The organism is Desulforadius tongensis (genome assembly GCF_016907915.1).
Classification (GTDB): Bacteria; Bacillota; Desulfotomaculia; order Desulfotomaculales; family Desulfohalotomaculaceae; genus Desulforadius; species Desulforadius tongensis.
The window spans coordinates 78,683-104,540 of the sequence record NZ_JAFBCW010000008.1 but is presented as its reverse complement, the minus strand read 5'-3'; the positions used below and the strand labels follow the sequence as shown (position 1 = coordinate 104,540).

Here is a 25,858-nt window from a genome sequence, read left to right as displayed (position 1 = left end):
TGTTCGGGTGTCAAGTTTGACATCATATTATAGTTCTGGTTTGTGCTGCTGTTCATGTTCATCGGCATGGGATTGGGATCATTTTTCATCCAACTAGTTATTTTCTGTTGGTAGTTCTTTTGGCCGGCGGGGGCCTTTTGTTTCAGGGGTTTTTTTTCCATCCAGGCTTTATCCAATTCCAGCATTTGTTCGGGTGTCAAGTTTGACATCATATTATAGTTCTGGTTTGTGCTGCTGTTCATGTTCATCGGCATGGGATTGGGATCATTTTTCATCCAACTGGTCATTTTCTGTTGATAATTTTCAGGTGCGGCGGCGTATGTTGTACCAAGTGAACCGACGCTTAGAAGTAATGTTAGTGTAATCGGTAGAATTTTTTTTCTGAAATTCATATGTGTATTAACCTCCTGAATAATTGGTATGGAGCGCTCCCTTAAGGGCTTATTCGTATTAAGGTGGAATTTTTAAGTGGGTTAAAAGTAAAACCATTGAATGAAAAATTTTTACATTTTAAAGTATAAGCAGCTGTAGTTTTGTTTTTGCTTAATTTAAAATGGGGACAGGTCTTTACACTGTCTTCATTTTTAGGTGAGCGGTGGGATTTAAATATTATTGGCGATGGGAAGGATTACAGTGAAAACCGACCCTTCACCCAATGTGCTTTCCACCGTGATGGTTCCACCGTGCAGCTCAACAATTCGCTTAGCAATGGCTAAGCCCAGTCCTGAGCCTCCTGCCCCCCTGGTTCTGGATTTATCTACTTTATAGAACCGCTCCCAGATATGTTCTATTTCATTCGGCGGAATACCCGGGCCATTATCAGCTACACTGATTAATACCCGGTCATCTTTTTGTTCTTCCTGAATTTTTACCTGGCTCCCCGGTTGGGTATGCGCAATGGCGTTGCCGATCAGGTTGGTCATTACCTGTTTAAGACGGTCGATATTGCCGTAAACAGTAATCCTGTTATCTTTAGTAATAACCTTTAAGTTTATATTTTTTTTCCGGGCCAAGCTCATAAAATTCCCCGCTGTGACCGTGACCAGCTTAGAAATCAATACATATTCCATCTTGGTTGGGATATTCCCGGCATCTAAGGCTTTTAAGTCCAACAGGTCGTCCACCAGGCGTTTCAGCCGTTTGGATTCTTCCAAAATGTTTTTCAGGTAAAAAAATTTCTCCTTTTCTTCTTTAACCAGCCCGTCCAAAATTGCTTCTGAAAAACTTTGAATGACGGTCAGCGGTGTGCGCAGTTCATGGGAAACATTGGAAACGAATTCCTGTCTGGTTTTATCTAGCTGTTCAATCGCCTCAATTTTCTCCTTTAATTGTAAAGACATATTGTTGAGTGAAGCGGCCAGTTTTCCCACCTCGTCGTTGGTAACCACAGGTACCTGTTTGCCGAATTCGCCATTAGCGATGGCGTGGGCCACTGCTTCCATTTTTAAAAGAGGCTTGATCATGTTTTTTAATATAAACACGCTGAGGATGGTGGCCAGCCCCATGCCAAGCAGAGCGCCCCATAAGGAAATTTGCCTGATACTCTTTATTTGTTGCTTTAGGGGTGCCAGAGGGCTGTAGATAACCACGGCCTTAGTGATTTTGTTATTTTCTTTAACCGGTACGGCAACCAAAAAAACATCAGTGGGGTAGTTATTCACCCTGCCGGTATGAAGAATGTTTTTTCCCTGCCATACTTCAGCTAAAAATTCTTTATCCAAAATAGCGTGGTTATGTCCTTCGTGTTGTGTTTTTTGGGCCGTGGTTAAATCACCGTTTCGGTTATAGATTAAAATGGTGGCATTTAAAAACTGGGCTAGAATGCGTATTCGTTCATTAACGACTGCTGCTGATGATTCGTTTTTTAAAATGGAAGATACTTCTTCGGCTTCATAAATAAAAAACTGAGCCTGTTGGTTATAAATTAAAGACTTGATTTGATTGGATTGAATGAGAATTGAAACGGCCAGAACGATTGATATAAGAACAACAATGAGCACCCAGAACTTAACTGCAATGCTGTTTTTTATTGACCATCTGCCGGTAGAAATTTATAACCCACCCCCCGGACGGTTTGGATAAAGCTGCTATTACCGCCCTGTTCTTCGATTTTGTATCTTAACCTGTTGATATGTGTGTCCACAGTACGGGTATCTCCGCAGTAATCAAACCCCCATACTTGTTCCAGCAGTTCATCACGGCTGTAAACCCTGCCGGGGGACTGAATCAATAAATGCAGTAAATCAAATTCTTTTAGAGTGAGTTTGATTTTTTTGTTATTAACCGTTACCTGCCGCGTCACTGCGTTTATCACCAGCCCCGGGAACTTGTAAATATAAGTATCGGATTTAGATTGCTTGCTTTCTGAGCGGCGCAGCACTGCTTTGACCCTGGCCACCAGTTCACGCGGACTGAACGGTTTAACTATATAATCGTCAGCCCCCAACTCCAGCCCTAAGATACGGTCGTTTTCTTCACCTTTAGCGGTAAGCATAATTACCGGCACTTCGGTATTTTTGCGGATATATTTACAGGTTGTCCAGCCGTCAATAACGGGCATCATTAAATCCAGAATAATTAAATCTACTTTGGTTTTGCTGAGCTGTTCTATTGTTGCTTTACCGTTTTCTACCTCAATAACCTTAAAATCCTCGGCTTCCAGGTATAGCCGTACTACGCTTCTAATGCGCGGGTCATCATCCGCTATCATCACCGTATGGGACAAAGTATTCTCACCACCTAAAAAATATCATCTTATCATTATAGATCGGTTTTGTTACAGCAGCTTATCGGTAGTTTAACATTTTTATTATAATTGAATTTTTAATGTTACAAAAATTTTAAGTTTAGATAACGTTCTAGACAAGTTAGGTAATTATACTAAAAACAATTAAAGGTGTTTAACCGGTTTCCTTTAAGTAATTTTTCCCTTACTCTGGGTACGGCGGAAAGAGTACATACGCTTTTTTGACCGGGTTAATAAATAAAGGAGGCGCCGTTATGAACAAAGCAACAGGGGTTATTTTATTAATTGGTCTTTTAATCGTGGGGATTGCCCTTTACGGCATGAGAACGGTTTCGGCTAGTCAAATCAGCCCAAATCTAGAGGTATACCGCTATACTGATGTGCTGCCGATCCAGCACGATGTGACTTCTGCCGAATGGAGTAATTCGGATAAACAGAAAAAATTAAAAACTGACCAAGGGCAGAAAGCAGTTAATGTACCCCCCAACTCTGCTGTACCTCTGTATCCTTCATATATGGCTCGCCCGGGAGCAGCGGGTAAAGAGTCTGCCAATTCCGGTGCCGGTAAAACTAAACAGCAGATAACCGTCAACAGTGCTTCTCCACCGTATTACGGTTATTGGGATCAGGACGGCTGCTGGTAATTGTTAAACTTGTCCGATTTGTTTGGCTGGAAGTTATTAAGCTTGTGTCACTTGCCGGAAACATTGAAATGCATATTGATTTGAACCTTTTTTCAATTTACCCACCTAAATATGTGTTTGGTTTCGAACATTCTTGCAAAGCGGAGTGATAGTCTTGAATGATAGCACCGCCTTAAACCTGATTAACCTGGCTCAAAAAGGTGACTGCCGGGCCCGGGAAAAATTAATCAAGCTGTACAAGCCGTTTATTCAGAAAACCAGCTTTAATGTTTGCCGCAGATATCTAAGCTGGGAAAACGATGACGAGTTAAGTATTGCGTTAATTGCTTTTAATGAGGCCATAAGCTCTTATAATCACGTCAAAGGGGCCAGCTTTTTTACCTTTGCCTACGGGCTAATCAGTCAAAGATTGATTGATTATTTTAGAAGCGAGGTTAAACATAAACACCGCCCCCTATCCAGTTTTAACGCCGGTGAGGAAATGGAGTTAAGCCTCGTGGAGTGTGCTCAGGCTTGGGAAAACTACCGGCTGCAAATCGAACGGGAAGAACTGGTTCAAACGATACTGGAATTGGATCAGCGGTTGAGTGAGTATGGCACCTCATTGGATGAGTTGGCCGATATTTGCCCCAAACACCGAGATGCCCGGGAAAAATTGGTGCGAGTGGCCAAGGTATTATGCAGCAATGTAAAATTACTACATACCCTGCGTAAAAATAAACGCCTACCGGCCAAAGAACTGGCCCGAGTGGCTAAAGTCAGCAAAAGGGTATTGGAGAACGGGCGTAAATATATAATTGCTTTGGTAGTGATTATGTCCGAGGAAAGGTTTTCGGTGCTTAAAGATTTTACCGGGCTGGGTGAACAGCGGAAAAGAGGTTGTTGCCATGCCGGTCAAAGCCATAGTGGCTAAAGTTGATCAACAAAATGGAGTAATGGTAATTATTACAGCCGATAGACAATTCAGGTGTCTTCCTTTACCCGATGCCGTACCGTCTATAGGTACAACCATAGAATTGCATCTGCAGGCAGAAAAAATGACTGTTAGGGGTCTGTTAAATACCAAGTGACTCCCGGCCTTAGATATGACCAAGGCCGGGATTTTTTATGTGTATGCTTCGGTGTTAGGGCAATTCTTGGGCATTGGGCCGGAATAAATATACTCTGTTAGGAAAAACTAAAATTAACTTATTGGGCCAATCCGGCCTGTTAATGGTTTTAGGATGGTCAGCCTAATTTATGGGAGTGTTTACTATGGCCAACGCTAAAAAAGAATTAACCTTGAAAGGCCTATCCTGTGCCGCCTGTGCAGCTAAAATGGAAGTGCAACTGAATAAGATTTCAGGAGTAACCGGGGTAGCGGTAAACTTTGCTGCCCAAAAGTTGTATTTGGAAACGAACCGGGCACTGGATATGGATCGAGTAATTGAAGAAGTTAAGGCCGTGATTAAAGAACTGGAACCGGATGTTGTCGTACAGGAGAAAAAAATCGATTTCACTACTCGTAAAGCTTTTCTGCTGATGGGATTGGATTGTGCCCGGTGTGCTTCTAAAATTGAAGAGCGGGTGAGCAAAATTGATGGAGTGAAGAGCGTCACCCTTAACTTGCCGGCAAAAAAACTGGTGGTGGAAGTGGAAAAGGAGGGTGGTTTTGAACACTTTTTTGATAGAGTTAAGCAAACTGTTCAGAGCATTGAGCCCGGTGTTGAAGTGAAAGAATTGGCTGTGCCAGGCCAAGGGCTTTCTCGTGCTGAAGAAAAGGCAGGGGAAAAGAAAGAAATGGTACGCTTGGCCGTTGGGACGGTCTTTTTTGCTACTGGCTTGATTTTTAAGTTTCCTTTTGCGGTAGAGGTATTGTTATACGGTATCAGCTATCTGCTGGTGGGTGGGGAAATACTGCTTAAAAGTGTCCGGAACATTTCCCGGGGACAGTTTTTTGATGAAAACTTCTTGATGAGTGTGGCTACTCTTGGGGCTTTTGCCATCCGGCAGTTTTCCGAAGCGGTGGCGGTAATGTTGTTTTACCAGGTGGGAGAACTGTTTCAGGATATGGCGGTAAACCGGTCGCGCAGATCAATTGCCGCTCTGATGGATATCCGCCCGGATTATGCAAACCTTAAATCCGGGAATGAAATAAAGCAGGTAAATCCGGAGGACGTAAGCATTGGGGATGTGATTGTTGTTAAGCCTGGCGAGAAGGTGCCCCTGGATGGTAAAGTAATAGAAGGAAAAGCGATGATGGATACTTCTGCCCTAACTGGTGAGCCGGTTCCCAGGGAAGCGGTTCCGGGAACCGAAGTACTGGCTGGTTTTATAAACAAAAGTGGAATTTTAACCGTTGAAGTAAGCAAGGGGTTTGGGGAGTCTACAGTGGCTAAGATTTTAGACCTGGTGGAGAATGCCGCCGGCAAAAAGGCACCTACGGAAAGTTTTATCACTAGGTTTGCTAGGTATTATACCCCGGTGGTGGTGTTCGGGGCGCTGGCCATAGCGGTGCTACCACCCCTTTTTATAGCAGGGGCCACCTTTAGCCGGTGGATTTACCGTGCCCTGGTGGTGCTGGTTATTTCCTGTCCCTGTGCGCTGGTAGTATCCATTCCGCTGGGTTTTTTCGGCGGCATCGGCGGGGCTTCTAGGAACGGGGTGCTGGTCAAAGGGGGAAATTACCTAGAAACGATGAATAACGTAAAATTAGCAGTATTTGATAAAACGGGCACTCTGACTAAAGGAGTTTTTAAGGTTACCGATGTTGTTCCCGGGGCAGGCTTTGAGCGAGATGAGCTGCTGGAATACGCTGCTTACGCCGAAACGTACTCTAATCACCCCATTGCCCGGTCAGTGCAAGAAGCCTACAACAAAGAAGTTGATACTAAAAAGATTGCTTCCTTTGAAGAAATCACCGGCCACGGTATTAAAGTACAGGTGAGGGGAAAAACAATCCTAGCCGGCAACGCTAAGCTGATGGCCAGGGAGGGAATCAGCCATTCTGAAACCGATATTGCCGGCACGGTGGTGCACCTGGCGGTTGATGGCAAATACGCCGGTTACATAGTCATTTCCGATGCAATTAAGGAGGATTCCATCCGGGCTATGCGTGGTTTAAAGGAAGCCGGGGTTAGGAAACTGGTAATGCTGACAGGTGATAACCGGGTGGTGGGAGAGGAAGTAGGTCGCCGCCTAGAGATGGACGAAGTACACGCCCAGCTGCTGCCTGAGCAAAAAGTGGAGCAGGTGGAGCGGCTGAACCGGGCAAAAGGCCCCGGGGAAAAACTGATTTTTGTGGGAGATGGTATCAACGATGCTCCGGTGCTGGCACGGGCTGACGTTGGTGTGGCTATGGGTGGTCTAGGCTCCGATGCTGCTATTGAGGCTGCCGACGTGGTGCTGATGACCGACGAGCCTTCTAAACTGGTGACGGCAATTAAGATTGCTAGGCGTACCAGGGGTATTGTGTGGCAGAACATCATTTTATCGCTGGTTGTCAAAGCAGTTTTTCTGGTGTTGGGAGCGGGCGGCATTGCTACCATGTGGGAAGCGGTCTTTGCGGATGTTGGGGTGGCTTTGTTGGCGATTCTTAATTCGATGCGGGTTATTAATTATAGGCCTTTAAATTAAGCAATACCATGAAGTATCATAATCGGTACTGCGTATAGGGGGTAATTGGATAGCCCCCGCCATATTTCCGGTAGACCCCCGGTGATAGAATTAATCCATCGCCGGGGGTCTATTGACAATAATATATAAGGTTATCATTTAATAAGCAAATAATTATATAAATAAATATTAATGGGGGTTAAGGATGAACTTATATGATTATGTAAAAATCTTTAAGGCTTTGGGCGAACCCACCAGATTAAAAATACTAAAATTATTATCTGTTCGACCAATGTTCGTTTGTGAGTTGAAATCAGTGCTGCACATGAGCCAGCCGAGAATATCACAGCATCTGCAGATCATGAAGGGGGCGGGAGTGGTTACTGAAAAAAAGGATGCCCAGCGCACCTTTTACAGCCTGCAAATTGATTATCTGGATAAAACTTTTAACAATTTAATTCAATTTTTTCATCATGATCTGGCGAACCTGCCGCAATTTAAAGAGGAATGTTTAAGGTTAGAACGGCTGGACAGTGACACGGATGTATATCTTTGTAAGAAGGGGGAAAACCGCACCCGTTAAGTTAATTTAAAACTAGAAGCCCAAACTATTACGGTATAAAAATTATTCAGTATTACGGAAACATAAAATATTACATTAGGTACTGTTAACTTAATATGATGAAAAAGCTCACGCAATCATAGAAATCCAGCGATTATGTTTGAATTTTGGTGTAAAACTAGCTACTTCAGCCGGAGATCAGTTATTTAAACCCGAATGTGGTCGTGCGAAGTTATAACAGGTTACCCAAAAAGAGATTAAAGCTACAGCACTATTGTAGGATTTAAATCCGCGAAGTTTCTTGTACCAGTCTTTAAAAGTGCCCATAAAACGTTCAAGAGTGTTGTTAGAGACGAGGTCTTTGATAGCAGCACGAAGGAGTCGTATAGCTTGGACCGTATCTCGATAAGGGGATAAGTGCCGGGCTAAAACGACTCGAGTTTCACTGCATAAAGCAACCCAGAGGTAATATTTTTTACCGGCCACTTTAACAACAGTTTCGTCCAGGTGCCATTCGTCAGAGACATTCAAAGTACGGTGGGCGGCTATGGAAGAAAAGAGGTAAGAGAACTTCACGGTCCATTTGTAAATGGTCACATGTGACACTCTAATGGCGTACTCCTCAGCTAAATCAGCAGCGATTTGCCTTGTGGACATTTTTCGTAAGAAATACAAGCGTAAAGCCTTGATAATGAGTTGCTGAGGATAGCGCATACGCTTGAAATCGGTCTTACCATTAGTTACAGCAGAGACAGTATTTAGAACTTCATCAGGTATGTTATAGATATTAATTTTTACAGCGACAAGTTTTCTGTTTTTTGTAATGAATAGAGGAGCAGCGATAACGAGTATAAAGCTTACGGCGCTTGTACACTTCCATAGCGCAGCCACACCAAGGGCATTTAATTTTAAGTTGTTTACGTTGGTTGACTTCAGGTACAAATTGAGTACGGCATTGCTTGCAGCAATATTTTTGACGACCTTTATAATCGCGGCCGTACTTCCATAAAGATTTACTTGAACACTTAGGGCAAGATAAGTTAACCATTTTTGTAGAACCTCCTTTGTTTATGTCTGGGGGGTGAAGCTGGTAACTTACACCAACAGCATAAACACTGAGGTTCTACGATTACAAATATGATTTAAGTTAACAGAACGAGAAATGTAAGGGGGGTATAAAAAATGGTCGAAAACTGTACATGCAGCTGCAGCTGTTCGGCTGATAATTCCGCAATACTTATTTTAGCCTGTTCGGGGGCGTCCAACGTGGGACAGATTGCCAACCGGGCAGCGGTGGAATTAACCAAAGCAGACGATTTTTTCTTTATTAGAGTGGAGTTTAGCTTTTGGCTGGCTCCATTTTTTATTTATAAGAAAGTTTACATCTTCGGTGGTTAACCAAAATTTACTCAAATACATTGACATTAATTAATAATTATTTATATTATTATATAAATATATCGTTATATAAAATAAAAGATGAACACCCTAAGATTTTAACAGAACAAGTTAAGGAACCTTTGGGTAGGGTAAAAAAGGAGGAGTTGATATGGTTTAACGACCAAGACAAACTAGCAGCCGGTTAATTAATTAAATCAACTGAAAATACATTAAATATTTTTGGGGAGATGAACAGTATGACCTTTATGGCAGTATTACAAAGCGGTATTAACGAACTTTTGGAATACCTGTCGGCGCACGTGCTTACCTGTTTGGTGCCGGCCTTCTTCATTGCCGGCGGAATTGCGGTGGTGGTGTCCACTGGGGCAGTGTTAAAATATTTCGGTCCCCGGCTCCTAAGCACCTGGCTTACGGTGTGGCTTCGGTTTCCGGCGCTATCCTAGCTGTGTGTTCCTGCACCGTACTGCCCCTGTTTGCGGGTATCTACAAGAAGGGCGCGGGGCTCGGTCCGGCGGTTACCTTTCTTTTTTCAGGCCCGGCCATAAATATCCTGGCCATAACACTGACCACCCGGAAAATGGGCTGGGAGCTGGGCCTGGCCCGGGCCATAGGTGCGGTGGTGTTTTCTATTGTAATCGGCCTTTTGATGGCCTTTATCTTTAGGAAAGAAGAAGCCGCAAACAACGATGACGACGGTATGTTTGCCGGTGAAGAAGGCAGGCCGGTGGGCCACCTGTTGGCTTTCTTCGGCACCCTGGTAGCTATTCTGCTGTTTGGCACAGCGGCCATTCCTTTTTGGAGCAAGATTGCCATTATCTTTGCGCTGTTGAGTTTTCTGGCCGTGGTGCTTACCCGGTGGTACGACGGCGATGAGGTTAAGGAGTGGCTGGTGGAGACCTGGAGATTCGTCAAGCTGATCTTTCCCGTTCTGCTGGTGGGTGTGTTTGTGGCCGGTGTGCTCAAAGCCGTAATTCCCCAGCACTGGATTGAAACTTCTGTGGGCGGCAACTAGCTGAGTGCCAACCTGCTGGCCTCGGTGTTTGGCGCGCTGATGTACTTCTCTACCCTAACCGAGGTGCCCATCGTCAAGGCGCTTTTGGATATGGGTATGGGTAAAGGCCCGGCCTTGGCGCTGCTGCTGGCCGGCCCGTCGCTCAGTCTGCCCAACATGCTGGTGGTTCGTAGCGTCATGGGTACCAAAAGAACCGTTGTATATGTACTGATTGTAATCGTACTGGCTGTAGTTACAGGTATGGCGTTTGGAAGCATTGCGGGTTAGCAGTATCATAACCGTTAAAAGTTTGCTGCAGTTAAATTATCATGATGTACCCGCTCCTGGCAGGATTCATTACAGCACTAAGAAAAGGCAATTTTTCAACAAGATTTTAGGTTGTGGTTGGTTGAGAAGCGCTGTTTAAGGTTTTCTGGGAGCTTGAAAAAGTGGTTCGGTTTATGGCAGAATAAATTTACAATATAAGGAAGGGAGGCATGGTTTCTATGGATGAAATGTGGAAAGTGATGCGGGAAATAGAAGCATCGATGGAGAAACTTCATAGAAGTATGTTCTCTAGTATTAACCGTTCCTTAAACAGTATTTTTGATGAGCAGGAGATGCTGCCGTTAGAGAAAAATTTCTTTAGAAATGATGCTCCTGCGAGAACGTTTCGGTTTTATGCCCGGCGGGAAACTGACAGCACCGGTAGAGATGTCCGGGAAGTATACATGGAAATGGACGGGGAGAAACGGTATTGGAAGAAAGACGGCGACAAAGAACTTTTAATTGAGCCTAATAAATACAGGCCGGGGAAGAATTATTTTGAAAGGATGAAGAGAAAATTACTGCCCGGAAGCAGTGCTGATTAACGCTGGGGGCCGGAAACCCTGCCTTTTATTTATAAAAAAAGCCGTAAGTTTACTGCGACGCACTTACGGCTTTTAATTATTTGTTTAAGCTGCTGATTGACTGGAGCCTTTAGCAAACCTGTCAACAATTAATGCTATGGCACCGTCACCGGTAACGTTGCATGCAGTACCAAAGCTGTCTTGGGTAAGGTACAGGGCGATCATTAATCCCAATTGTGCTTCGCTGAAGCCCAGCATGGACTGCAGCAGGCCTAAAGCTGCCATTACCGCACCGCCGGGAACGCCGGGAGCGGCCACCATGGTAACACCCAACATTAATACAAAGGGAATAATTTCATTAAATACCGGGCTTACACCGCTCATCAGCATAACGGACATGGCACACATTGTCAGGGTAATGGTACTTCCTGACAGGTGGATGGTGGCACACAGAGGAATAACAAAGTCAGCTACACCATTGGATACACCGTTGTTTTTGGCAGAACGCAGGGTAACCGGAATGGTAGCTGCGGAAGACTGTGTACCAATAGCGGTAAAATATGCCGGTATCATATTTTTAAGGGCTTTGATGGGATTTTTCTTGGCCACAGTACCGGCAATCGTATACTGCGTTAGTATTATTACAATGTGGCTGATAATGATAATGGCGAAAACGATACCGAAAATCTTCATTATTCTGGCAACTTCACCGCCGTAAGTCATATTGGCAAAAATACCGGCGATGTGAAAAGGTAATAAAGGAATGATAACTGACTGAATTACTTTTTCAATTATTTTTTGAAAATCCTTTGATACTTCGTACAGAGCTTTACTGTTAATAACCGCCATACCCAAGCCGAGCAGGAAGGCGGTAATTAAGGCCGTCATAACACCCATAATGGGAGGCATGTCCACCTGGAAAAATCCTTTTAGCAGTGCTTCTTCCGGGTTAGAAGCATGTCCGCCGGCAGCGTTAATGATCTTGGGCAGTAAGGCGGAACCCACAAAAAAAGCAAATGTTCCTGCTACTATTGTAGAGCCATATGCTAAGAGGGTGGTCAGACCTAAAAGACGTCCGGCCCCTCTACCGAGCTCTGCAATACCGGGAGCCACAAAGGCGATAATAATCAAAGGAATAGCGTAATTTAAGAAGTTGCCAAAGATACCGTTGAAGGTGGCCAAAAATTTAACAAAAAAATCAAATTGAAAAACTTCTTTAGATAAATAACCAATTAGTATACCGCTGATAAGACCAATAATCAGCCTGGTAAGAAGTCCGGGTTTTTTCATGGTTTATTTTCTCCCCCCGTTAATATTAGTTTATTGATAGCTCAGTTAAATAGGACCCCCCCCGGTACACAATATACAGTATTTTTCTGCAAATTACAATAAAAAAATAATAGAAAATATAGGAACAATAAAAATACAACATTTTTCAACAATTAGAAAATACCGAAAATTAATGATTGTTTGGCAGGTTTTTATAATTTTGTGATAGAATTAAAATAAAAAGGGGAGGTGAATAAAATAATGGATGCCGGATTGCTGTGGGTGATTTTCATTCTTAGTTTACCGTTTATTATTTTTGGTGTGATGAAGTTTGATAACTAACCGGTATGCAACGGTACGGGGAGATAGTTAAAGCGGTCTTTGATGGGCGGGTCAAAGATCGCTTTTTTCAATATTTACTTTTTAATGACAGCTGATATATAATATGTTAACCGGTATTTAAATAATGGTTAACTAATATGTTAAATGGTATATAAGAAGGGAAGGTAGCAGTTGTCCGTTATTGAGGAATTGAGCACTAAGGTTCTGCGTGGGGAGTTATTGTGCTTTGAGGAAGCAAAAGAGCTGCTGGCTGTTGAAGGTGATGATATTTACGAATTATTGGTGGCGGCGAACAGAATTAGAAAAAAATTTACCGGTAATAAGGTTGAGTTGTGTTCCATTGCTGCAGGTAAAGTTGGCGGGTGTTCTGAAGACTGTGCCTTTTGCGCCCAGTCGGTTCACCACAAAGCGGTGATTAAAGAAAACAGCTCTTTAAATCGGGCTGAAATTGTGGCCAAAGCTGTTGAAATGGAAAATAAAGGGGCACACCGGTTTTCGCTGGTTAACAGTGGTTATGGTCCCAGCGCAGAGGAGTTTGCTGAAATATTAAATATTTTTGCCGAGATACGATCAAAAACAAAAATTAAATTATGTGCCTCGCTGGGGGTAATTAATCAGCAAATGGCCCGGCGGTTGGCCGGTGTGGGGGTGACAATGTATCACCATAATGTTGAAACCAGCCGCAGTTTTTTTCCTAAAATTTGCACCACCCATTCTTATGAAGACAGATTGAGGACAATTGAGGCGGTAAAAAAAGCGGGAATGAAAGTCTGCTGCGGCGGTGTTATTTCTATGGGAGAAACCGCCGAACAGCGCCTGGAAATGGCTTTTGAAATCAGGAGCCTGGATGTGCATTCTGTGCCGGTGAACATATTAAATCCCATCCGGGGAACCCCGCTGGCGAACCAAGTAGTTTTGTCTCCCTTGGAAATTTTAAAAACAATAGCCATTTTTCGCTTTGTGATGCCTGCTAAATTAATACGCTTTGCCGGGGGGAGAATACCCGGTTTAAGGGATTTGCAGGCTATGGGATTCATGGCCGGAATTAATGCTTCTATAATAGGTGATTACCTGACAACTTATGGAAGATCTATAACCCAGGATTTGCGAATGATAAAGGATATGGGGCTGGAATATTAAGTAAAAGGTGGTTCGGCAGAAAAACCACCTTTTTTATTTAAGAAGTGGATTTCATTTTTAATGTACCTTCTTTATTTAAGTAATATTCTACGTTGGTTAAGCTGTTTGTTTCGTTTATAATTATGGCCTGTTTGCCAATTTTAATTGTGGTACCCGGGTAGGCGGTACCTATTCTTATTCTTTTACCTGCCGGAACGCTGATAACGGTTTTGGTTCCCATTTTTGAACCGGCTTCACCTATCTGTACATCGTTTTTGGCATCAATATACCCTCCTCTAAAAACGCCGTCTATTTCTACCCCGCCGCCGCAGGTGATTTCGGTGTTAAAACATCCGGGGCCTTTTACGTAAACACTGCCGGAACACTTTATACAGCAGTTAAGTGAGCATGTAAGGTTGATTGAGCTTGGTACTTTTTCCACTGCCGAAATATATTCCGTAACCGATTTAAGGTTGTCCATCACAGATTTAAATTCTTCCAGTTTGTTAAACTGGTTCAAATTAGCGCCCAGCAGTTTGTTGATACTGCCGGACAATGTGTTTTCAAGGGTGCCCAGCAGTTTTAAATCGTATTTTTTCATTGCTTTATAAACGGTGTTTACATAGGCAAAGTTTTTCTTTAAATTTTTCTCTTTAAGTAAAGATAGTATATTTCCCAACCGTACTGATTTGGTACGGGGAATGTGTTTGTAAATATCTTTTGCCGTGCTGTATATCTGATCCAGGTAGCGGTGCAGTTGAAGTAAAAGCGGCTGCAGATCTTTAGCTATAACTTCAAATCCTCCGGCCACCAGATTGCTGTTAACTACATTACCCTTAATGACAATGTTGGAACCGGCGGTTATACTGCTGCCGGTGACCAAATTGTTAACCAGTATATCACCGCTGGCACTTACACTCATGTCGCTGTCCACGCTGCCGACAATCTGTACACTTCCTTGAAAGCGTATATTGCCGGTACTCATATTTACGTCGCCCGGGTGCAGCAGCATGGAATCAACGGTAACAGTCCAGGTTTTGCCTGACTTTAATACTTTCGGCATGCCTTCTATTACCGCGATGGCTTTGGTGCCGTCTTCAACAATTTGGGTTCCTTTACCTGCCAAAAGGTTATATTCCACCGGCTCTCTGGGCATGATGAGCTCGCCGTCAACGGCTTTGCCCGGGTTCCCGTATTTCGGAAGCTGGTTTAAAGCCAGCGGTTCTCCAACATCTACGGTGGGTATTTTGTTAATTTCCTTAAAGTCGATGTTGTTTTTATCGTCTGCAGCGTGGCTGTTAAAACCGGTTTCTTCAAAGAACAGCTTTATTCGGCCGTCTTGGGGTGGGGTGGGGGCCTGTCCTCTGGCTACCTTTACCGAGCCGTTGTGGGGAAAATCAACCACCTTCCTGATGATGTTGTAATCAATGCCGTATTTAATGTTGTTTTGTTCCAACAGCTTTACAATATCGTTGAAGGAAGCGGGTGACATTAGGGTCTCTTTTGGCTGCACCTTGATTTTTAGGTTGTTGGTTGGCTCTGTATCCAGCAGCTGATATGTGGTTATGCTGGCTGCTTTGATATCCAAGTATGCAGTAAGTTTATCTTTGGAAGTGCGGATTTTTACCTGGCCCGGTTCATTTTTTTCAACGGCCCGTATTTCTATACCGTCTGCGGCGCTTACTTTAAACGGGGCATTGATTTCTTTTCCGTTTACAAATATTTGTATTTCGGCACGGGGGTAAATGGTGGCTTTGGGGTAACCTTCTTCGGGGTCTTTTACGTAAACGGTGCCGGATTTAACCCAGGCCAACCCCTGTTTAACCCGGGATATGTCTTGTTCCCCCGCGGCAGCGTTGGTGGTGATGACTTTTTCCGCCATCTTTTCTGCGCCCAGCAGTTTCTGATTATCTAACCAGTTAATAAAAGCGTTAACAATTGAAGGATCAAACTGGGAAAAACTCAAGTTTTTTAGTTCTAAAACGGCGTTATCCAGGGTGAGTGATTTTTTATAGCAGCGCTTGGCAGTCATGGCGTCAAAGGCGTCGGCAACGGTGATTATGCGGGAAAACAGGGGAATGTCTTCACCTTTTAAGCCATGGGGATAGCCGCTGCCGTCAAAACGTTCGTGATGGCACTCGATGATGTAGGCCAATTCTTCATCGGAGGTAATGTTTCTGACTATGTCGGCGCTTCTTAAGGAGTGGATTTTAACTGATTCCATTTCTTCAGCAGTGAGTTTGCCCGGTTTAAAAAGTATTTCTTCAGCAACACCGAATTTACCCACATCATGAAACAGGCCGGCGATATAAAGGGTTTTTATGTCGTCATTTTTTAGTTCTAAAACGGAGCCGATGGCTACGGAGTAAAGAGCCACAGCACGGCAGTGCTGGCCTGTGGTTTTATCCCGCATGTCCAGGGTTGTCAGCAGCATTTCAGCCATTTTTTGAATGTTTTCTTCTATCTCCGGTAGATTTATTTTACTCTTTATTAAAGAAAATACAGAATGGCACATGCTTGTCCCTCCAGAAGTTCAACCAATACATGTTTTATCAGGTGACGGCGGTAAAGCCTCTTGTTATTTTCTACAAATATTCTCAATTTTCCTTTTTTGTATATTATTTGCACTTTCTTTATGAATACTAAACCCCCGCCACACCTGTGGCGGGGGGATTTTAAAGTTTTATAATTCCCAAACCGCTTAACAATACAATTATGATGGCCAGGGGAGCTATAAAACGTACTATGAACAAGTAGATGCTGACAAAGAACCGGTTAGCCAGCCTGCCCCTGTTGGTGGCTTCATCGTAAACAACCCGGGGCCCCAGTTTATAACCGGCAAAAAGGGCGATGAAAATACCCGCTGCGGGCATCAATATGTTAGAGGACATAAAATCCATCAGGTCAAACATGCTTTTATCAAAGAGCTTAAAATCCGCCAGCACGCTGGAGGATAAAGTTGCTGTACTGCCTAAAGCAGCAATAACCAGGGCGCTGGCTGCGGTGGCGGTTTTCCTGTTCCAATTTTTTTCTTCGTGCAGGTATGATACCGGCACCTCCAGCAGTGAAAGCATGGCCCCGATGGTGGCGATGGAAGTTAAAATAAAGAATAACGCTAAAAAAACCTGTCCCAAAGGCATGGCGTTAAAAACCATGGGGATGGTGAAAAATAACAGCGGGGGACCGGATTCCGGTTCAAGGCCAAAGGAAAATACCGCCGGGAATATGGCTATGCCGGCTAAGATGGAAACAATGATGTCAGAAAACATCACCTTGACAGCGGTGCCGGGCAGGCTTTCATTTTTACCGATGTAGCTGCCGTAGGTGGTCATGGTGCCAACCCCCACCGAAAGTTTAAAGAAGGATAAGCCCAGCGCCATTAAAACAGTAACCCCGGTTATTTTACTGAAATCCGGTTGGAAAAGGAATTTCAGGCCTTCGCTGGCACCGGACAGTGTTAAGGCTCTAATATCACAAACCAGCAACAGCACGAACAAAATGGGCAGCAGCGTTTTGGTTATTCTTTCGATACCGCCGCGCACCCCGCCGATAATGATGGTGCTGGCCAGTGCCAACACCAGCCACTGCCAAATGAGGGGTGTCCATACGCTGCCGGCCAGGCTGTTAAAGGCCTGTTTGGCGCTTTCCGCGTCGGTAACATTTAAACTGCCGGTGATGGCCTTAAAAGCATAGGCAAATACCCAACCGGCCACGGTGGTGTAAAAAGCCATAATTAAAATGGCTGAAACCATGCCGGCAATACCGGTGAAATACCAGGGCCTGCCCGGTGCCAGCTTTTTGAATGATCCCACCGCTGCCCGGTTGGCCCGGCGGCCGATGATAAATTCCGAAATCATTACCGGTAAACCCACAAGAAACGTACTTATTAAATAAACAAAAATAAATGCTGCCCCGCCGTTTTCACCGGTCATGTAGGGAAATTTCCATATGTTGCCCAACCCCACCGCCGATCCCAGGGTGGCGGCGATAACTCCCAGGCTGGTTCCAAATCCCTCTCTTTTTACTTCCTGCTTTTGCAATGATATCACTCTTTCTTGGAAATGTTTTTTAATATTAGTAAAATTATTGACAAAAGCCTGACCTTTTAAGTATAAAGGGGAAGGGATTAATGGTCAAGTGAGATATGTAAGTAGGTGAAAACGGTGTTAATTATTATTGATAATTATGATTCGTTTGTATACAACATTTATCAATATGCGGCGGAATTTATTAAAACGGTGAAGATTTTCCGGAATGATTGTATAACATGCGCGGAAATAGAACTGCTTAACCCCAGTCACATAATTATATCCCCGGGGCCCGGCAGGCCCGGTGAGGCCGGCATATCGATAGAGGTAATTAAAAGATTTGCCGGGAAAATTCCGGTGCTGGGAGTATGCCTTGGCCACCAATCCATTGGACAGGCCTTTGGAGGCAGGGTGGTGAGATCCGGTAATGTGATGCACGGGAAGGAATCTAATATCCTTCATGATGGCAAAACCATATATACAGGGCTGCCTAATCCTTTTACCGCCGGCAGGTATCATTCTTTATGTATTCAGCGGGAAACGCTGCCGGAGGAACTTATAGTTTCGGCCTGGACAAAGGAAGATGAAATTATGGGTGTTCGTCACCGGGTTTTTACTGTGGAAGGAGTTCAGTTTCACCCGGAATCAATTTTAACCCCGGAAGGGAAAAGACTGGTGGGAAATTTTTTAAAAATTAAGGGTGGTTTGTGGAATGAGCAAAATACCGTTGGTAATTGAACTTAATAACAGCGGCCGCCCGCGGGAAATGTTTTCAGCGATTAAGGAGATGCCCTACAGCTTTATATTGGATACAAGCCTTTACGTAAAAGGACTGGGGAAATATACATACCTGGGGGCAGATCCGTTTATTGTGATAACATCAAAAAACGGCATTACTAAAATCAGGTACTGCCATATTAATGAAGAGATTGAAGTGGTAAATGAGCACCCGCTGCAGGTGCTGAAAGACGTTATGCGGCGTTATAAACAAGATTTTTTATGCCGGGAGATACCTTTTACAGGCGGGGCGGTGGGTTATTTCAGCTACGATTTCGGCAGACAATTGGAAAAAATACCTTCTTTAGCGGAAGATGACCTGCAAACCCCTGATTTTGCCTTTGGTTTATACGATGTTGTTGCAGCTGTTGATAACACCGGTAACCGGGCCGTTTTGATTTCAACCGGTCTGCCGTACGAACAAAACCAGGCGGCCAGGGCTGAAGAAAGGGCGAGCTGGTTTAGCAGTATTTTGAAACCGGGGTATATTTCAGATCAAAGCTGTAGGGAATATGAAGTTGGCGGTTTGAAATCTAATTTTACTAAAGGAGAATACCGGCAGGCGGTGGCCAGGGCGGTGGAACATATTCTCTGCGGCGATATATTTCAGGTTAACCTGTCCCAGCGCTTTGAGCTTACATCTGGGGCTGACGGTTATGAAATATTTAAAAGGCTCAGCGATATCAGTCCGGCCCCTTTTTCCGCCTACTTGAACTTTGATCAAATGCAGGTTATCTGTTCTTCTATGGAAAGATTTTTAAAGCTGGACCGGAACGGGGAAGTTCAAACCTGCCCGATTAAAGGAACAAGACCCAGGGGGAAAAATAAAGTTGAGGATTTAAAAAACTACACCGCCCTTAAAAACAGCCTTAAAGATAAAGCGGAATTGACAATGATTGTAGATTTAGAAAGGAACGACCTGGGCAGGGTATGTGCAGTTGGCTCAATAAGGACAGAGGACTGCTTCAGGATTGAACCCTACTCTACGGTATATCACCTGGTATCAACAATTAAGGGCCGGCTGAGAAAGGATAAGGATATTTTTGACTTGATTAAAGCCGCTTTTCCCGGCGGGTCTATCACTGGGGCGCCTAAAATAAAAGCGATGGAAATTATAGAAAGGTTAGAGCCTGTGCGCAGGGGAGTATACACGGGTTCCCTGGGGTATATTGGGTTTGACGGCCGGGCGGATCTAAATATAGTTATCAGAACAATTATTAAAAAGAACGGCAAGTTTTACTTTCAAGTGGGAGGCGGAATAACTGCTGATTCCCACCCGGAAGCGGAATATGAGGAAACGCTGGATAAAGCCAGAGCCTTGATGAAGGCCTTGGGCTTTAAGAGGAGTTAAAAAAATGGCCAAAGTATCTGTTAATGGACAGATAATAAACGACAGTGAAGTAAAAATATCACCCCTGTCATGGGGAGTTTCTTATGGTTATGGTTTGTTTGAAACCATACTGATTGCCGGTGGTATGCCCGTGTTTTTTGATGAGCACATACAGAGAATGCACAGGTCAGCGGAATTTTTTAACCTATCTGTTCCGCCGGCGGGAATAATTGGTGAATGGTTGTCAAACCTTTTAAAAGCTAATAACCTAAGAGAAGGCCGGGCGCGCATTCAATTAACAGCCCTTAATGAAACCAGCGGTACGGGTAAGTTAACCACCGGGCTGATTATCTCCGCCCGGGAGGGAGTTCCTTACCATAAAGAGCTGTATGAAAAGGGTGTAAATATTGGCATTTTGAGCGGCAGGAAAAACCATCACAGCCCGGTGGTTAAGCACAAAACCATGAACTATCTTGAAAACATACTGGGACAGCGGGAAGCAGCCCAAAAGGGCTGGGCAGAGGGGCTGTTTTTAAACCATGATGGTTACTTGGCCGAAGGGACAAAAAGCAATATTTTTTTAGTTAAGGATAAGCAGCTGTATACGCCGGATACTGATTCGGGCATACTGCCGGGAATAACCAGGGAAAAAATAATTTATACAGCCGGCAGGCAGGGAATTAAAGTTAAAGAGAAAAAAATAACGGTTGAGGAGTTACTTAATGCCGATGAGTGCTTTATATGTAATTCCTTAATGTCCGTCATGCCGGTTGCATCTGTGGACAAAAGGCCGGTGGGCAGCGGAGGAGTGGGTGATATAACCGGTGTTTTAATGGATGCCTATAATCAATACCTGCACAGCGGTTAAAGTTTAAACAGCATCCTGGGGGTGCTGCCTAATATTTTGCATAACGCAGATGTTTTTGCTGTTGATATATTTGATGTCAAAGGAGAAGTGCTCCGCAATCCAGTTAAAAGTAGTGGGACTGTAAAAACAGATATGGGTTGGATCCAGCCTGTACCACCATTTTTTAAAGTTATAACTGCTGTGGAACAGCGTCATTATTGATAAAATGCCCCGGTGGGTCAAATGCTCTTTAAAAAACTGCATTACCTTATCCGGGTGTCTCACGTGTTCCAGCACTTCCGTGGCTGTGATTAAATGATATTTTTTACCCGTAAAATCAATATGATTGTAAAAATAAGGGTCATAGTAATCCATTTTAATACCCATTGCGGAAAGGAGATCGCTTAAAACCGGGCCGGGTCCGCAGCCGAAATCCAACCCGGTTTTTAAATTTTCCCGGTATGGTTTGACGGCTGTTTCAATGAAACGGCTGAGAAACTGCACATATCCTTTATTTTCATGGGTATTTTCGTGCAGCAAATATCTTTCTTTTTCTTCTTTATCGTTTAAAATATAATTGTCGTCTATAAAAATTAAGTCGCACACCGGGCAGTGATAATATACCGGTTTATCAACCGCGGTAATTCTATTAGACCGGCCGTGGCATAACCAGCACCAGCGCGTCATTATTTTTCCCCCTCTTACCTTACCATTATTAACACAATATCTTATAAGTTACAACATTTTTTGCAAAGAATAATTTTTTTTAATTTATTATTCTGCTATACTTTAATAATGTGGACTTAATTACATGACAGTAAAGTGGTGATCAAAATAACAGCTTTAAAAAAAATGAAGGCGATAATAAATAAAATTTTAAACATCAGAGATGATCCCCATAAACTGGCTAAAAGTGTGTCCCTGGGATTTGGACTGGCTTTTTTACCCTTACCGGGCATCAATATTCCCTTGAGTATGGTGCTGGCCAAATTTTTAAGATTAAATGTGCTGGCGGCAACCATGCCGGGGGTACTGCTGGCATATGTTTCGCCCTTTTTATACCTGTTAAATTATAAAACGGGAGAAATTTTAATAAAGCCGGAGGGAACGTCACCCCAGCACTACACTCTTAATTATGATTTGTCATTTTTCGATCAAGTGATGGACTTTTTTGCCCAGTTAGGGACATCATATCTTGTTGGCAGTGCCATAAATTCCACGCTGGTTGTGGTACTGGCGTATTTTGTATTTTTAGCTGCTTTCAAGAATACCAATCGGTTGATAAAAAGAAAAAAAGTAAAATTAAGAGAGAAAAAAACTGTTCGCTCAAAGGATAATGTTCGCAGGCAGATTAAAAAATATAAAATTAAAGGGGATATTAACAGGTTTAGAAAGTGACTAGCGGTAAAACCGGTTTTAGATGTCAATATTTTGGGGTACAGCCTGCTATAATGGTGGGCCGTATGTAAATACTAATGCAGGGGTGTTATTTTTGGAACTGTTTTCAGCTGATTTTTGGGTATCATTATTACTGATAATCGGTATAGACCTGGTACTGGCCGGGGATAATGCCATTGTCATCGGAATGGCCGTGCGTAATTTGCCTTTGCAGCACCAGAATAAGGCAATCATATACGGGACCCTTGGTGCGGTGGTAATTAGGGTTATTGCCACGCTGCTGGTGGTGGAACTGCTGAAAATTCCTTACCTGCTGCTGGCGGGAGGTTTAGTATTAATTTGGATTGCCTATCAATTGCTGGCTGAAGATGAACATCACGATGTAGAGGCGGCCAAGTCCCTGGCGGGTGCCATTAAAACCATTATTATTGCTGACGCCGCCATGGGGTTGGACAATGTACTGGCGGTGGCAGGTGCTGCCCACGGGTCATTTTTGCTGGTGATTTTAGGGCTGCTGATAAGTATTCCCATTGTAATTTGGGGCAGTACCGTTATTTCCAGGTTGATGAATAAGTATCCCGTTATCATCTATTTTGGTGCCGGGATACTGGCCTTAACCGCCGGGAAAATGATTACCGGTGAACCGGTGTACAGGGAGATATTTAAAACTTACCCGTTGTTGAAATGGGGATTAATAGCCATTATTGTCACCGGCGTACTGGTTATGGGCAGAAAGGCAAAGAAGAGAAGCTGCGGGCGGCGGTAAAAAAAGAGAGATTTTGGCAAAATTTCCATGACGCGATGGCGCCGTATACCAGGCCCGTACGTACGGTTCTGTGAGTAGGGTAAGGCCGCAGCAAATTACTGCGGCCTTACCCTACTGGATTTATTTAAGAAAATTTTTTTAATACCTGCATAAATTCGTCCATATACTGAGCTACATCTTCACCTTTTTCCAACCCTTCTTTTATACCGCCGGCCAGGTGACAGGCCAGTACTGTAAAACCAACTCGGTTAACTGCTGCTTTAATTGCTCCCAGCTGAATCACTATCTCGCCGCAGGGCCGGTTTTCCGCGATCATTTTCTGTACCCCGCGCACCTGCCCCTCAATTCTCTTTAACCTGGACTGCAGATCTGTTTTCATTTGTTCATAGTTATCCGGTGTATAACCCATGTTTGTCCCCCCCAGTATACCCCGTACGGTATTTAAAGTTTAAAATATCCTTTTGTTGTTGTCAAATAATGCTTTGATAAAAGGGATTGACGGTTATTTTTCCCTGTGGTAACATGGGATTTAAAGAACATACCCCTAGGGGTATAGGTATACTGGGAGGGGTGAGTGATGTCTAAGATAACCAGAAGGGATTTTTTAAAACGATCGGCAGCTTCCGGCTTGGCGGCGGGGGTAATATTGTCCGGTTTGGAAAAACCTGCCCGTGCTTACTCCGGTACCGTTCAGTATGGAACGTTAATAGACCTTACCAGATGTGACGGCTGTGCTCACTTGGATGTACCGGCCTGTGTCAGTGCCTGCAGGGAAGAAAATAAATCCAAGTTTCCCCATCCGGTGCCGTCGGAGCAGATTAATAATTACTGGCCCCAGAAGAAAAAAGAAGACTGGTCTGATAAAAAGGAGATAATTAACCGGTTAACACCTTATAATTGGATTACCGTACAAAAAGTATCGGTGGAGCACGATGGACGGGTGGTGGAAGTGAATATTCCCAGGAGGTGCATGCACTGCGACAACCCGCCCTGTTCTAACATCTGTCCCTTTGGAGCCCAGGCCAAAACACCTGAAGGCCCGGTGCTGATTAATCATGAGCTCTGTTTTGGTGGGGCCAAGTGCCGCAGTGTTTGTCCCTGGGGTATTCCCGCCCGCCAGGCCGGGGTGGGGCTGTACATGAAAATTGCCCCCCAGTACCTGGGCGGTGGGGTAATGTATAAGTGCGATTTGTGTTATCACCGGGTTACAAAAGGCCAACAGCCGGCCTGTGTGGAAAGCTGTCCCCGGGGGGCGATACAATTTGCGGCAAAGGATGAAATTAAGCAAAGGGCTGAAGAACGTGCCAAGGAAATAAATGGTTTTGTTTACGGCGATAAAGAAAACGGCGGAACTTCCACCTTTTATGTATCTCAAGTGCCCTTTGAAAAGATACACCAGCAGCTGGTTCGGCAGAAGTCTAATCAGCCCAACCCGGAGGCGCCGGGCTACCCGCTGATGCCGGTAAATGTGGGCAATTACCTGGACACGGTTAATGGATTAATAGCCGGCATGTTGGCGGCACCGCTGGCCGGGGCGGCGGTGGCGGGGTACACCGCTTATAAAAAAATGAAGGATGGTGAGTAGCAGCATGGGCAAGATTAAAAGACATGGTTTATCGGTGCGTTTTGTACACTGGGCTGTGGCTATCTCTACCATTGCTTTAATTTTTAGCGGTTTCGGTCAGATGCCGGTTTATAAGCGTTATATGATCGATCAGCTTCCCGGTTTGGCCTGGACGTCTGATTTTTCTATAAACCTGCTGATACACTATACTGCCGCTGGGGTGCTCATTTTTGCTGTGGCCTATCACATTGTTTATCATATTATAAGAAAGGAATTTGACATTTGGCCCCGGAAGGGTGATTTTAAGGAATCTTATTTAATTATTAAAGCCATGCTTACCAAGGGAGAGGAACCGGAAAGCGACAAGTACCTGGCAGAGCAGCGGCTGGCTTATGCCTATATAGGGGTTATGCTCATTGTGATTATCATTTCCGGTATTATTAAGGTGTTAAAAAACCTGCCATCCATCAGCTTGGAAATGGATACTTTAATTTGGGTTAGCACGGTGCACAATGCTGCTACCATTTTACTCATTTTAGGCATTGTGGGTCACCTGGCGGCCTTTGTTTTCAAAGCTAACCGCCCGCTGCTGCCCGGCATGTTTACCGGCTGGGTGGATGAAGATTATGCCCGGCGCCGTCACGGCGTCTGGTACCGGAAAATACAGGAGGATAAAAAGACTAACCTGCAGCACAAATGAAAATAACATCAAAGGGGGATGCAGTATGCCGAAAGTTAAATATGTGTGCAGCAATTGTAATAAGGAGTTTAGCGTTAAATATCTTTTGATGAAACCCAAGGATGTTCAATGCCCTTATTGCGATAACAAAAATGTTAAAGAAAAGAAAGCACCGTCGGCCTGCGGCTGCGGTGTAAATTATAAGGGGATTAAGTTTACCTGAGGGTAAAGAACGGGAAGCAGGCTGCTTCTGTTTAGCTGTATATTTTTAAATTAAAGCCGGCAGGGTTTTAAATAACCCTGCCGGCTTTTTTAAAGGTTGGGCAGCCGATTGTCCTGCTCCCCAAAAGGCAGCTCCCAATGCCCCTTTGATAAACCTGGAGGGAAGGTGTGAGAGTCGAACTCGACCCCGGCTTGCTCTACAAGCCGGCCAGCGGGTTTGCAGCCCGTGGGGAACACCGGTTCCAACCTTCCCTTGTCATTATGAAGTTCAAAAATAATTATAATCGTTTCGGTGCTTGTTGTAAACACAATGGAATATTAATTATAACTTATAGTTATAAAAAGTGGTTATGGAAATACGGCATGTGTTTTCTAATAACAAATTTTAAAGTTAACTGTTTTAGAAAAATAAAAAAGGGCATATGTTTAGCCCTTTTTTGAGAACATTTTAATTTAACCCTTATGCAGCACTGCAGTTTATACTTGATTGTTTAAAGAATCAATGATTTTTTCAAACTGTGTGCTTATCAGCTTGTTTATCGGCTCGTTGGTTTCCTTAGCCCGTCTTTCAATTACGTGAAGCTGGTTTTGTAAGAATTCCGTTAATACGTACTCGATAACTTCTTCCTGTGATTTTTTGGTTTTTTGAGCATATTCTTCTATTAATTCAGCTGCTTTATCAGTGATTTCCAGCTCGAAGGATTGATTATTGTTTTCAGTCATTTAAT

27 protein-coding genes, 1 tRNA gene and 2 pseudogenes are annotated in these 25,858 nt (G+C 43.9%); 18 read left to right on the top strand and 12 right to left on the bottom strand.

The features are described from left to right. From JOC37_RS04875 to JOC37_RS04865, 3 genes are all read right to left on the bottom strand, one after another. On the bottom strand, nt 1-392 hold a 392-nt coding region (locus JOC37_RS04875; protein ID WP_204616710.1), incomplete at its 3' end, for a hypothetical protein. 210 nt (nt 393-602) lie between these two features. Beyond that, on the bottom strand, nt 603-2,000 hold the full coding sequence (locus JOC37_RS04870) for a sensor histidine kinase (RefSeq protein ID WP_338017339.1): 1,398 nt from the start codon (nt 1,998-2,000) through the stop codon (nt 603-605). Nucleotides 2,001-2,026: 26 nt separating this feature from the next. After that, nucleotides 2,027-2,725, bottom strand: a complete 699-nt coding sequence (locus JOC37_RS04865) for a response regulator transcription factor (RefSeq protein ID WP_238480758.1) — start codon at nt 2,723-2,725, stop codon at nt 2,027-2,029. Between the two features lie 275 nt (nt 2,726-3,000). Between JOC37_RS04865 and JOC37_RS04860 the strand changes: the two genes are divergently transcribed. The 5 genes from JOC37_RS04860 to JOC37_RS04840 all read left to right on the top strand — a co-directional run bounded on the left by JOC37_RS04860 (nt 3,001) and on the right by JOC37_RS04840 (nt 7,567). Next, nucleotides 3,001-3,390 (top strand): hypothetical protein, encoded by a 390-nt coding sequence (locus JOC37_RS04860; protein ID WP_204616709.1) that lies wholly within the window; start codon nt 3,001-3,003, stop codon nt 3,388-3,390. A 145-nt stretch (nt 3,391-3,535) separates the two neighbouring features. Then, the gene (gene sigI, locus JOC37_RS04855; RefSeq protein WP_338017338.1) at nt 3,536-4,303 is read left to right on the top strand and encodes an RNA polymerase sigma-I factor; all 768 of its coding nucleotides are present in this window, start codon (nt 3,536-3,538) and stop codon (nt 4,301-4,303) included. Continuing rightward, nucleotides 4,278-4,460 carry a hypothetical protein gene (locus JOC37_RS04850; RefSeq protein WP_204616707.1) on the top strand — a complete coding sequence of 61 codons (183 nt, stop codon included), beginning with the start codon at nt 4,278-4,280 and terminating at the stop codon, nt 4,458-4,460. Before sigI ends, JOC37_RS04850 begins: the two co-directional genes overlap by 26 nt. A gap of 184 nt (nt 4,461-4,644) precedes the next feature. Beyond that, nucleotides 4,645-7,005 (top strand): heavy metal translocating P-type ATPase, encoded by a 2,361-nt coding sequence (locus tag JOC37_RS04845; RefSeq protein ID WP_204616705.1) that lies wholly within the window; start codon nt 4,645-4,647, stop codon nt 7,003-7,005. Between the two features lie 184 nt (nt 7,006-7,189). Continuing rightward, nucleotides 7,190-7,567 (top strand): ArsR/SmtB family transcription factor, encoded by a 378-nt coding sequence (locus JOC37_RS04840; RefSeq protein ID WP_204616704.1) that lies wholly within the window; start codon nt 7,190-7,192, stop codon nt 7,565-7,567. A 177-nt stretch (nt 7,568-7,744) separates the two neighbouring features. Here JOC37_RS04840 and JOC37_RS04835 read toward each other — a convergent pair whose 3' ends face one another. Continuing rightward, complete coding sequence (locus JOC37_RS04835; RefSeq protein ID WP_238480756.1) at nt 7,745-8,488, bottom strand: DDE-type integrase/transposase/recombinase; 744 nt, start codon at nt 8,486-8,488, stop codon at nt 7,745-7,747. A 19-nt stretch (nt 8,489-8,507) separates the two neighbouring features. Continuing rightward, a pseudogene (locus JOC37_RS13675) lies at nt 8,508-8,594 on the bottom strand (IS1 family transposase); the annotation flags it as partial. 134 nt (nt 8,595-8,728) lie between these two features. On the opposite strand from JOC37_RS13675, the gene JOC37_RS04825 reads away from it, so the two are divergent. The 4 genes and pseudogenes from JOC37_RS04825 to JOC37_RS04815 all read left to right on the top strand — a co-directional run bounded on the left by JOC37_RS04825 (nt 8,729) and on the right by JOC37_RS04815 (nt 10,810). Then, nucleotides 8,729-8,944, top strand: coding sequence for a putative zinc-binding protein (locus JOC37_RS04825; protein ID WP_204616698.1), 216 nt, complete (start codon nt 8,729-8,731; stop codon nt 8,942-8,944). A gap of 239 nt (nt 8,945-9,183) precedes the next feature. Further along, a complete protein-coding gene (locus JOC37_RS13165; protein ID WP_238480755.1) occupies nt 9,184-9,390 on the top strand; it encodes a permease in 207 nt (68 codons plus the stop codon). Then, nucleotides 9,363-10,226 (top strand): annotated as a pseudogene (locus JOC37_RS04820) (permease). Before JOC37_RS13165 ends, JOC37_RS04820 begins: the two are co-directional and overlap by 28 nt. 218 nt (nt 10,227-10,444) lie before the next feature. Continuing rightward, nucleotides 10,445-10,810 (top strand): hypothetical protein, encoded by a 366-nt coding sequence (locus JOC37_RS04815; protein ID WP_204616696.1) that lies wholly within the window; start codon nt 10,445-10,447, stop codon nt 10,808-10,810. Between the two features lie 84 nt (nt 10,811-10,894). Here the strand turns inward: JOC37_RS04815 and JOC37_RS04810 are convergent, their stop codons facing one another. Continuing rightward, complete coding sequence (locus JOC37_RS04810) at nt 10,895-12,079, bottom strand: dicarboxylate/amino acid:cation symporter (RefSeq protein ID WP_204616694.1); 1,185 nt, start codon at nt 12,077-12,079, stop codon at nt 10,895-10,897. A gap of 492 nt (nt 12,080-12,571) precedes the next feature. Between JOC37_RS04810 and bioB the strand changes: the two genes are divergently transcribed. Beyond that, nucleotides 12,572-13,540: a biotin synthase BioB gene (gene bioB, locus JOC37_RS04805; protein ID WP_204616692.1), complete on the top strand. Its 969-nt coding sequence runs from the start codon at nt 12,572-12,574 to the stop codon at nt 13,538-13,540. A 37-nt stretch (nt 13,541-13,577) separates the two neighbouring features. On the opposite strand, the gene JOC37_RS04800 is transcribed toward bioB, so the two are convergent. Then, nucleotides 13,578-16,034: an HD domain-containing phosphohydrolase gene (locus tag JOC37_RS04800; RefSeq protein ID WP_204616690.1), complete on the bottom strand. Its 2,457-nt coding sequence runs from the start codon at nt 16,032-16,034 to the stop codon at nt 13,578-13,580. Between the two features lie 160 nt (nt 16,035-16,194). Continuing rightward, a complete protein-coding gene (locus JOC37_RS04795; protein ID WP_204616688.1) occupies nt 16,195-17,568 on the bottom strand; it encodes a sodium-dependent transporter in 1,374 nt (457 codons plus the stop codon). A 114-nt stretch (nt 17,569-17,682) separates the two neighbouring features. Between JOC37_RS04795 and JOC37_RS04790 the strand changes: the two genes are divergently transcribed. Genes JOC37_RS04790 through JOC37_RS04780 form a run of 3 tightly spaced genes read left to right on the top strand, consistent with a single transcriptional unit; the run spans nt 17,683 to nt 20,522 of the window. Beyond that, nucleotides 17,683-18,285 (top strand): glutamine amidotransferase-related protein, encoded by a 603-nt coding sequence (locus JOC37_RS04790; RefSeq protein ID WP_204616686.1) that lies wholly within the window; start codon nt 17,683-17,685, stop codon nt 18,283-18,285. Further along, entirely contained in the window at nt 18,260-19,675 is a 1,416-nt protein-coding gene (pabB, locus tag JOC37_RS04785) for an aminodeoxychorismate synthase component I (RefSeq protein WP_204616685.1), read from the top strand. Before JOC37_RS04790 ends, pabB begins: the two co-directional genes overlap by 26 nt. Nucleotides 19,676-19,679: 4 nt before the next feature. Then, a complete protein-coding gene (locus tag JOC37_RS04780) occupies nt 19,680-20,522 on the top strand; it encodes an aminotransferase class IV (protein ID WP_204616683.1) in 843 nt (280 codons plus the stop codon). Nucleotides 20,523-20,525: 3 nt separating this feature from the next. Here JOC37_RS04780 and JOC37_RS04775 read toward each other — a convergent pair whose 3' ends face one another. Next, complete coding sequence (locus tag JOC37_RS04775) at nt 20,526-21,188, bottom strand: class I SAM-dependent methyltransferase (protein WP_204616681.1); 663 nt, start codon at nt 21,186-21,188, stop codon at nt 20,526-20,528. 138 nt (nt 21,189-21,326) lie between these two features. On the opposite strand from JOC37_RS04775, the gene JOC37_RS04770 reads away from it, so the two are divergent. Continuing rightward, nucleotides 21,327-21,899, top strand: a complete 573-nt coding sequence (locus tag JOC37_RS04770; RefSeq protein ID WP_204616679.1) for a DUF2062 domain-containing protein — start codon at nt 21,327-21,329, stop codon at nt 21,897-21,899. Nucleotides 21,900-21,993: 94 nt separating this feature from the next. Further along, complete coding sequence (locus tag JOC37_RS04765; RefSeq protein WP_204616677.1) at nt 21,994-22,665, top strand: TerC family protein; 672 nt, start codon at nt 21,994-21,996, stop codon at nt 22,663-22,665. 124 nt (nt 22,666-22,789) lie between these two features. On the opposite strand, the gene JOC37_RS04760 is transcribed toward JOC37_RS04765, so the two are convergent. Continuing rightward, complete coding sequence (locus JOC37_RS04760; RefSeq protein WP_204616675.1) at nt 22,790-23,074, bottom strand: metal-sensitive transcriptional regulator; 285 nt, start codon at nt 23,072-23,074, stop codon at nt 22,790-22,792. 168 nt (nt 23,075-23,242) lie between these two features. Here JOC37_RS04760 and JOC37_RS04755 point away from each other — a divergent pair, with 168 nt between their 5' ends. The 3 genes from JOC37_RS04755 to JOC37_RS04745 are packed head-to-tail and all read left to right on the top strand — an operon-like array spanning nt 23,243 to nt 25,131. Then, nucleotides 23,243-24,250 carry a 4Fe-4S dicluster domain-containing protein gene (locus JOC37_RS04755; protein WP_204616672.1) on the top strand — a complete coding sequence of 336 codons (1,008 nt, stop codon included), beginning with the start codon at nt 23,243-23,245 and terminating at the stop codon, nt 24,248-24,250. Nucleotides 24,251-24,254: 4 nt separating this feature from the next. Further along, on the top strand, nt 24,255-24,929 hold the full coding sequence (locus JOC37_RS04750) for a formate dehydrogenase subunit gamma (RefSeq protein WP_204616671.1): 675 nt from the start codon (nt 24,255-24,257) through the stop codon (nt 24,927-24,929). A gap of 25 nt (nt 24,930-24,954) precedes the next feature. Further along, a complete protein-coding gene (locus tag JOC37_RS04745) occupies nt 24,955-25,131 on the top strand; it encodes a hypothetical protein (RefSeq protein WP_204616669.1) in 177 nt (58 codons plus the stop codon). 155 nt (nt 25,132-25,286) lie between these two features. Here JOC37_RS04745 and JOC37_RS04740 read toward each other — a convergent pair. Then, nucleotides 25,287-25,383, bottom strand: a tRNA-OTHER gene (locus JOC37_RS04740). Nucleotides 25,384-25,607: 224 nt separating this feature from the next. Further along, nucleotides 25,608-25,853, bottom strand: a complete 246-nt coding sequence (locus JOC37_RS04735; RefSeq protein ID WP_204616667.1) for a hypothetical protein — start codon at nt 25,851-25,853, stop codon at nt 25,608-25,610. Between the last annotated feature and the right edge of the window lie 5 nt (nt 25,854-25,858).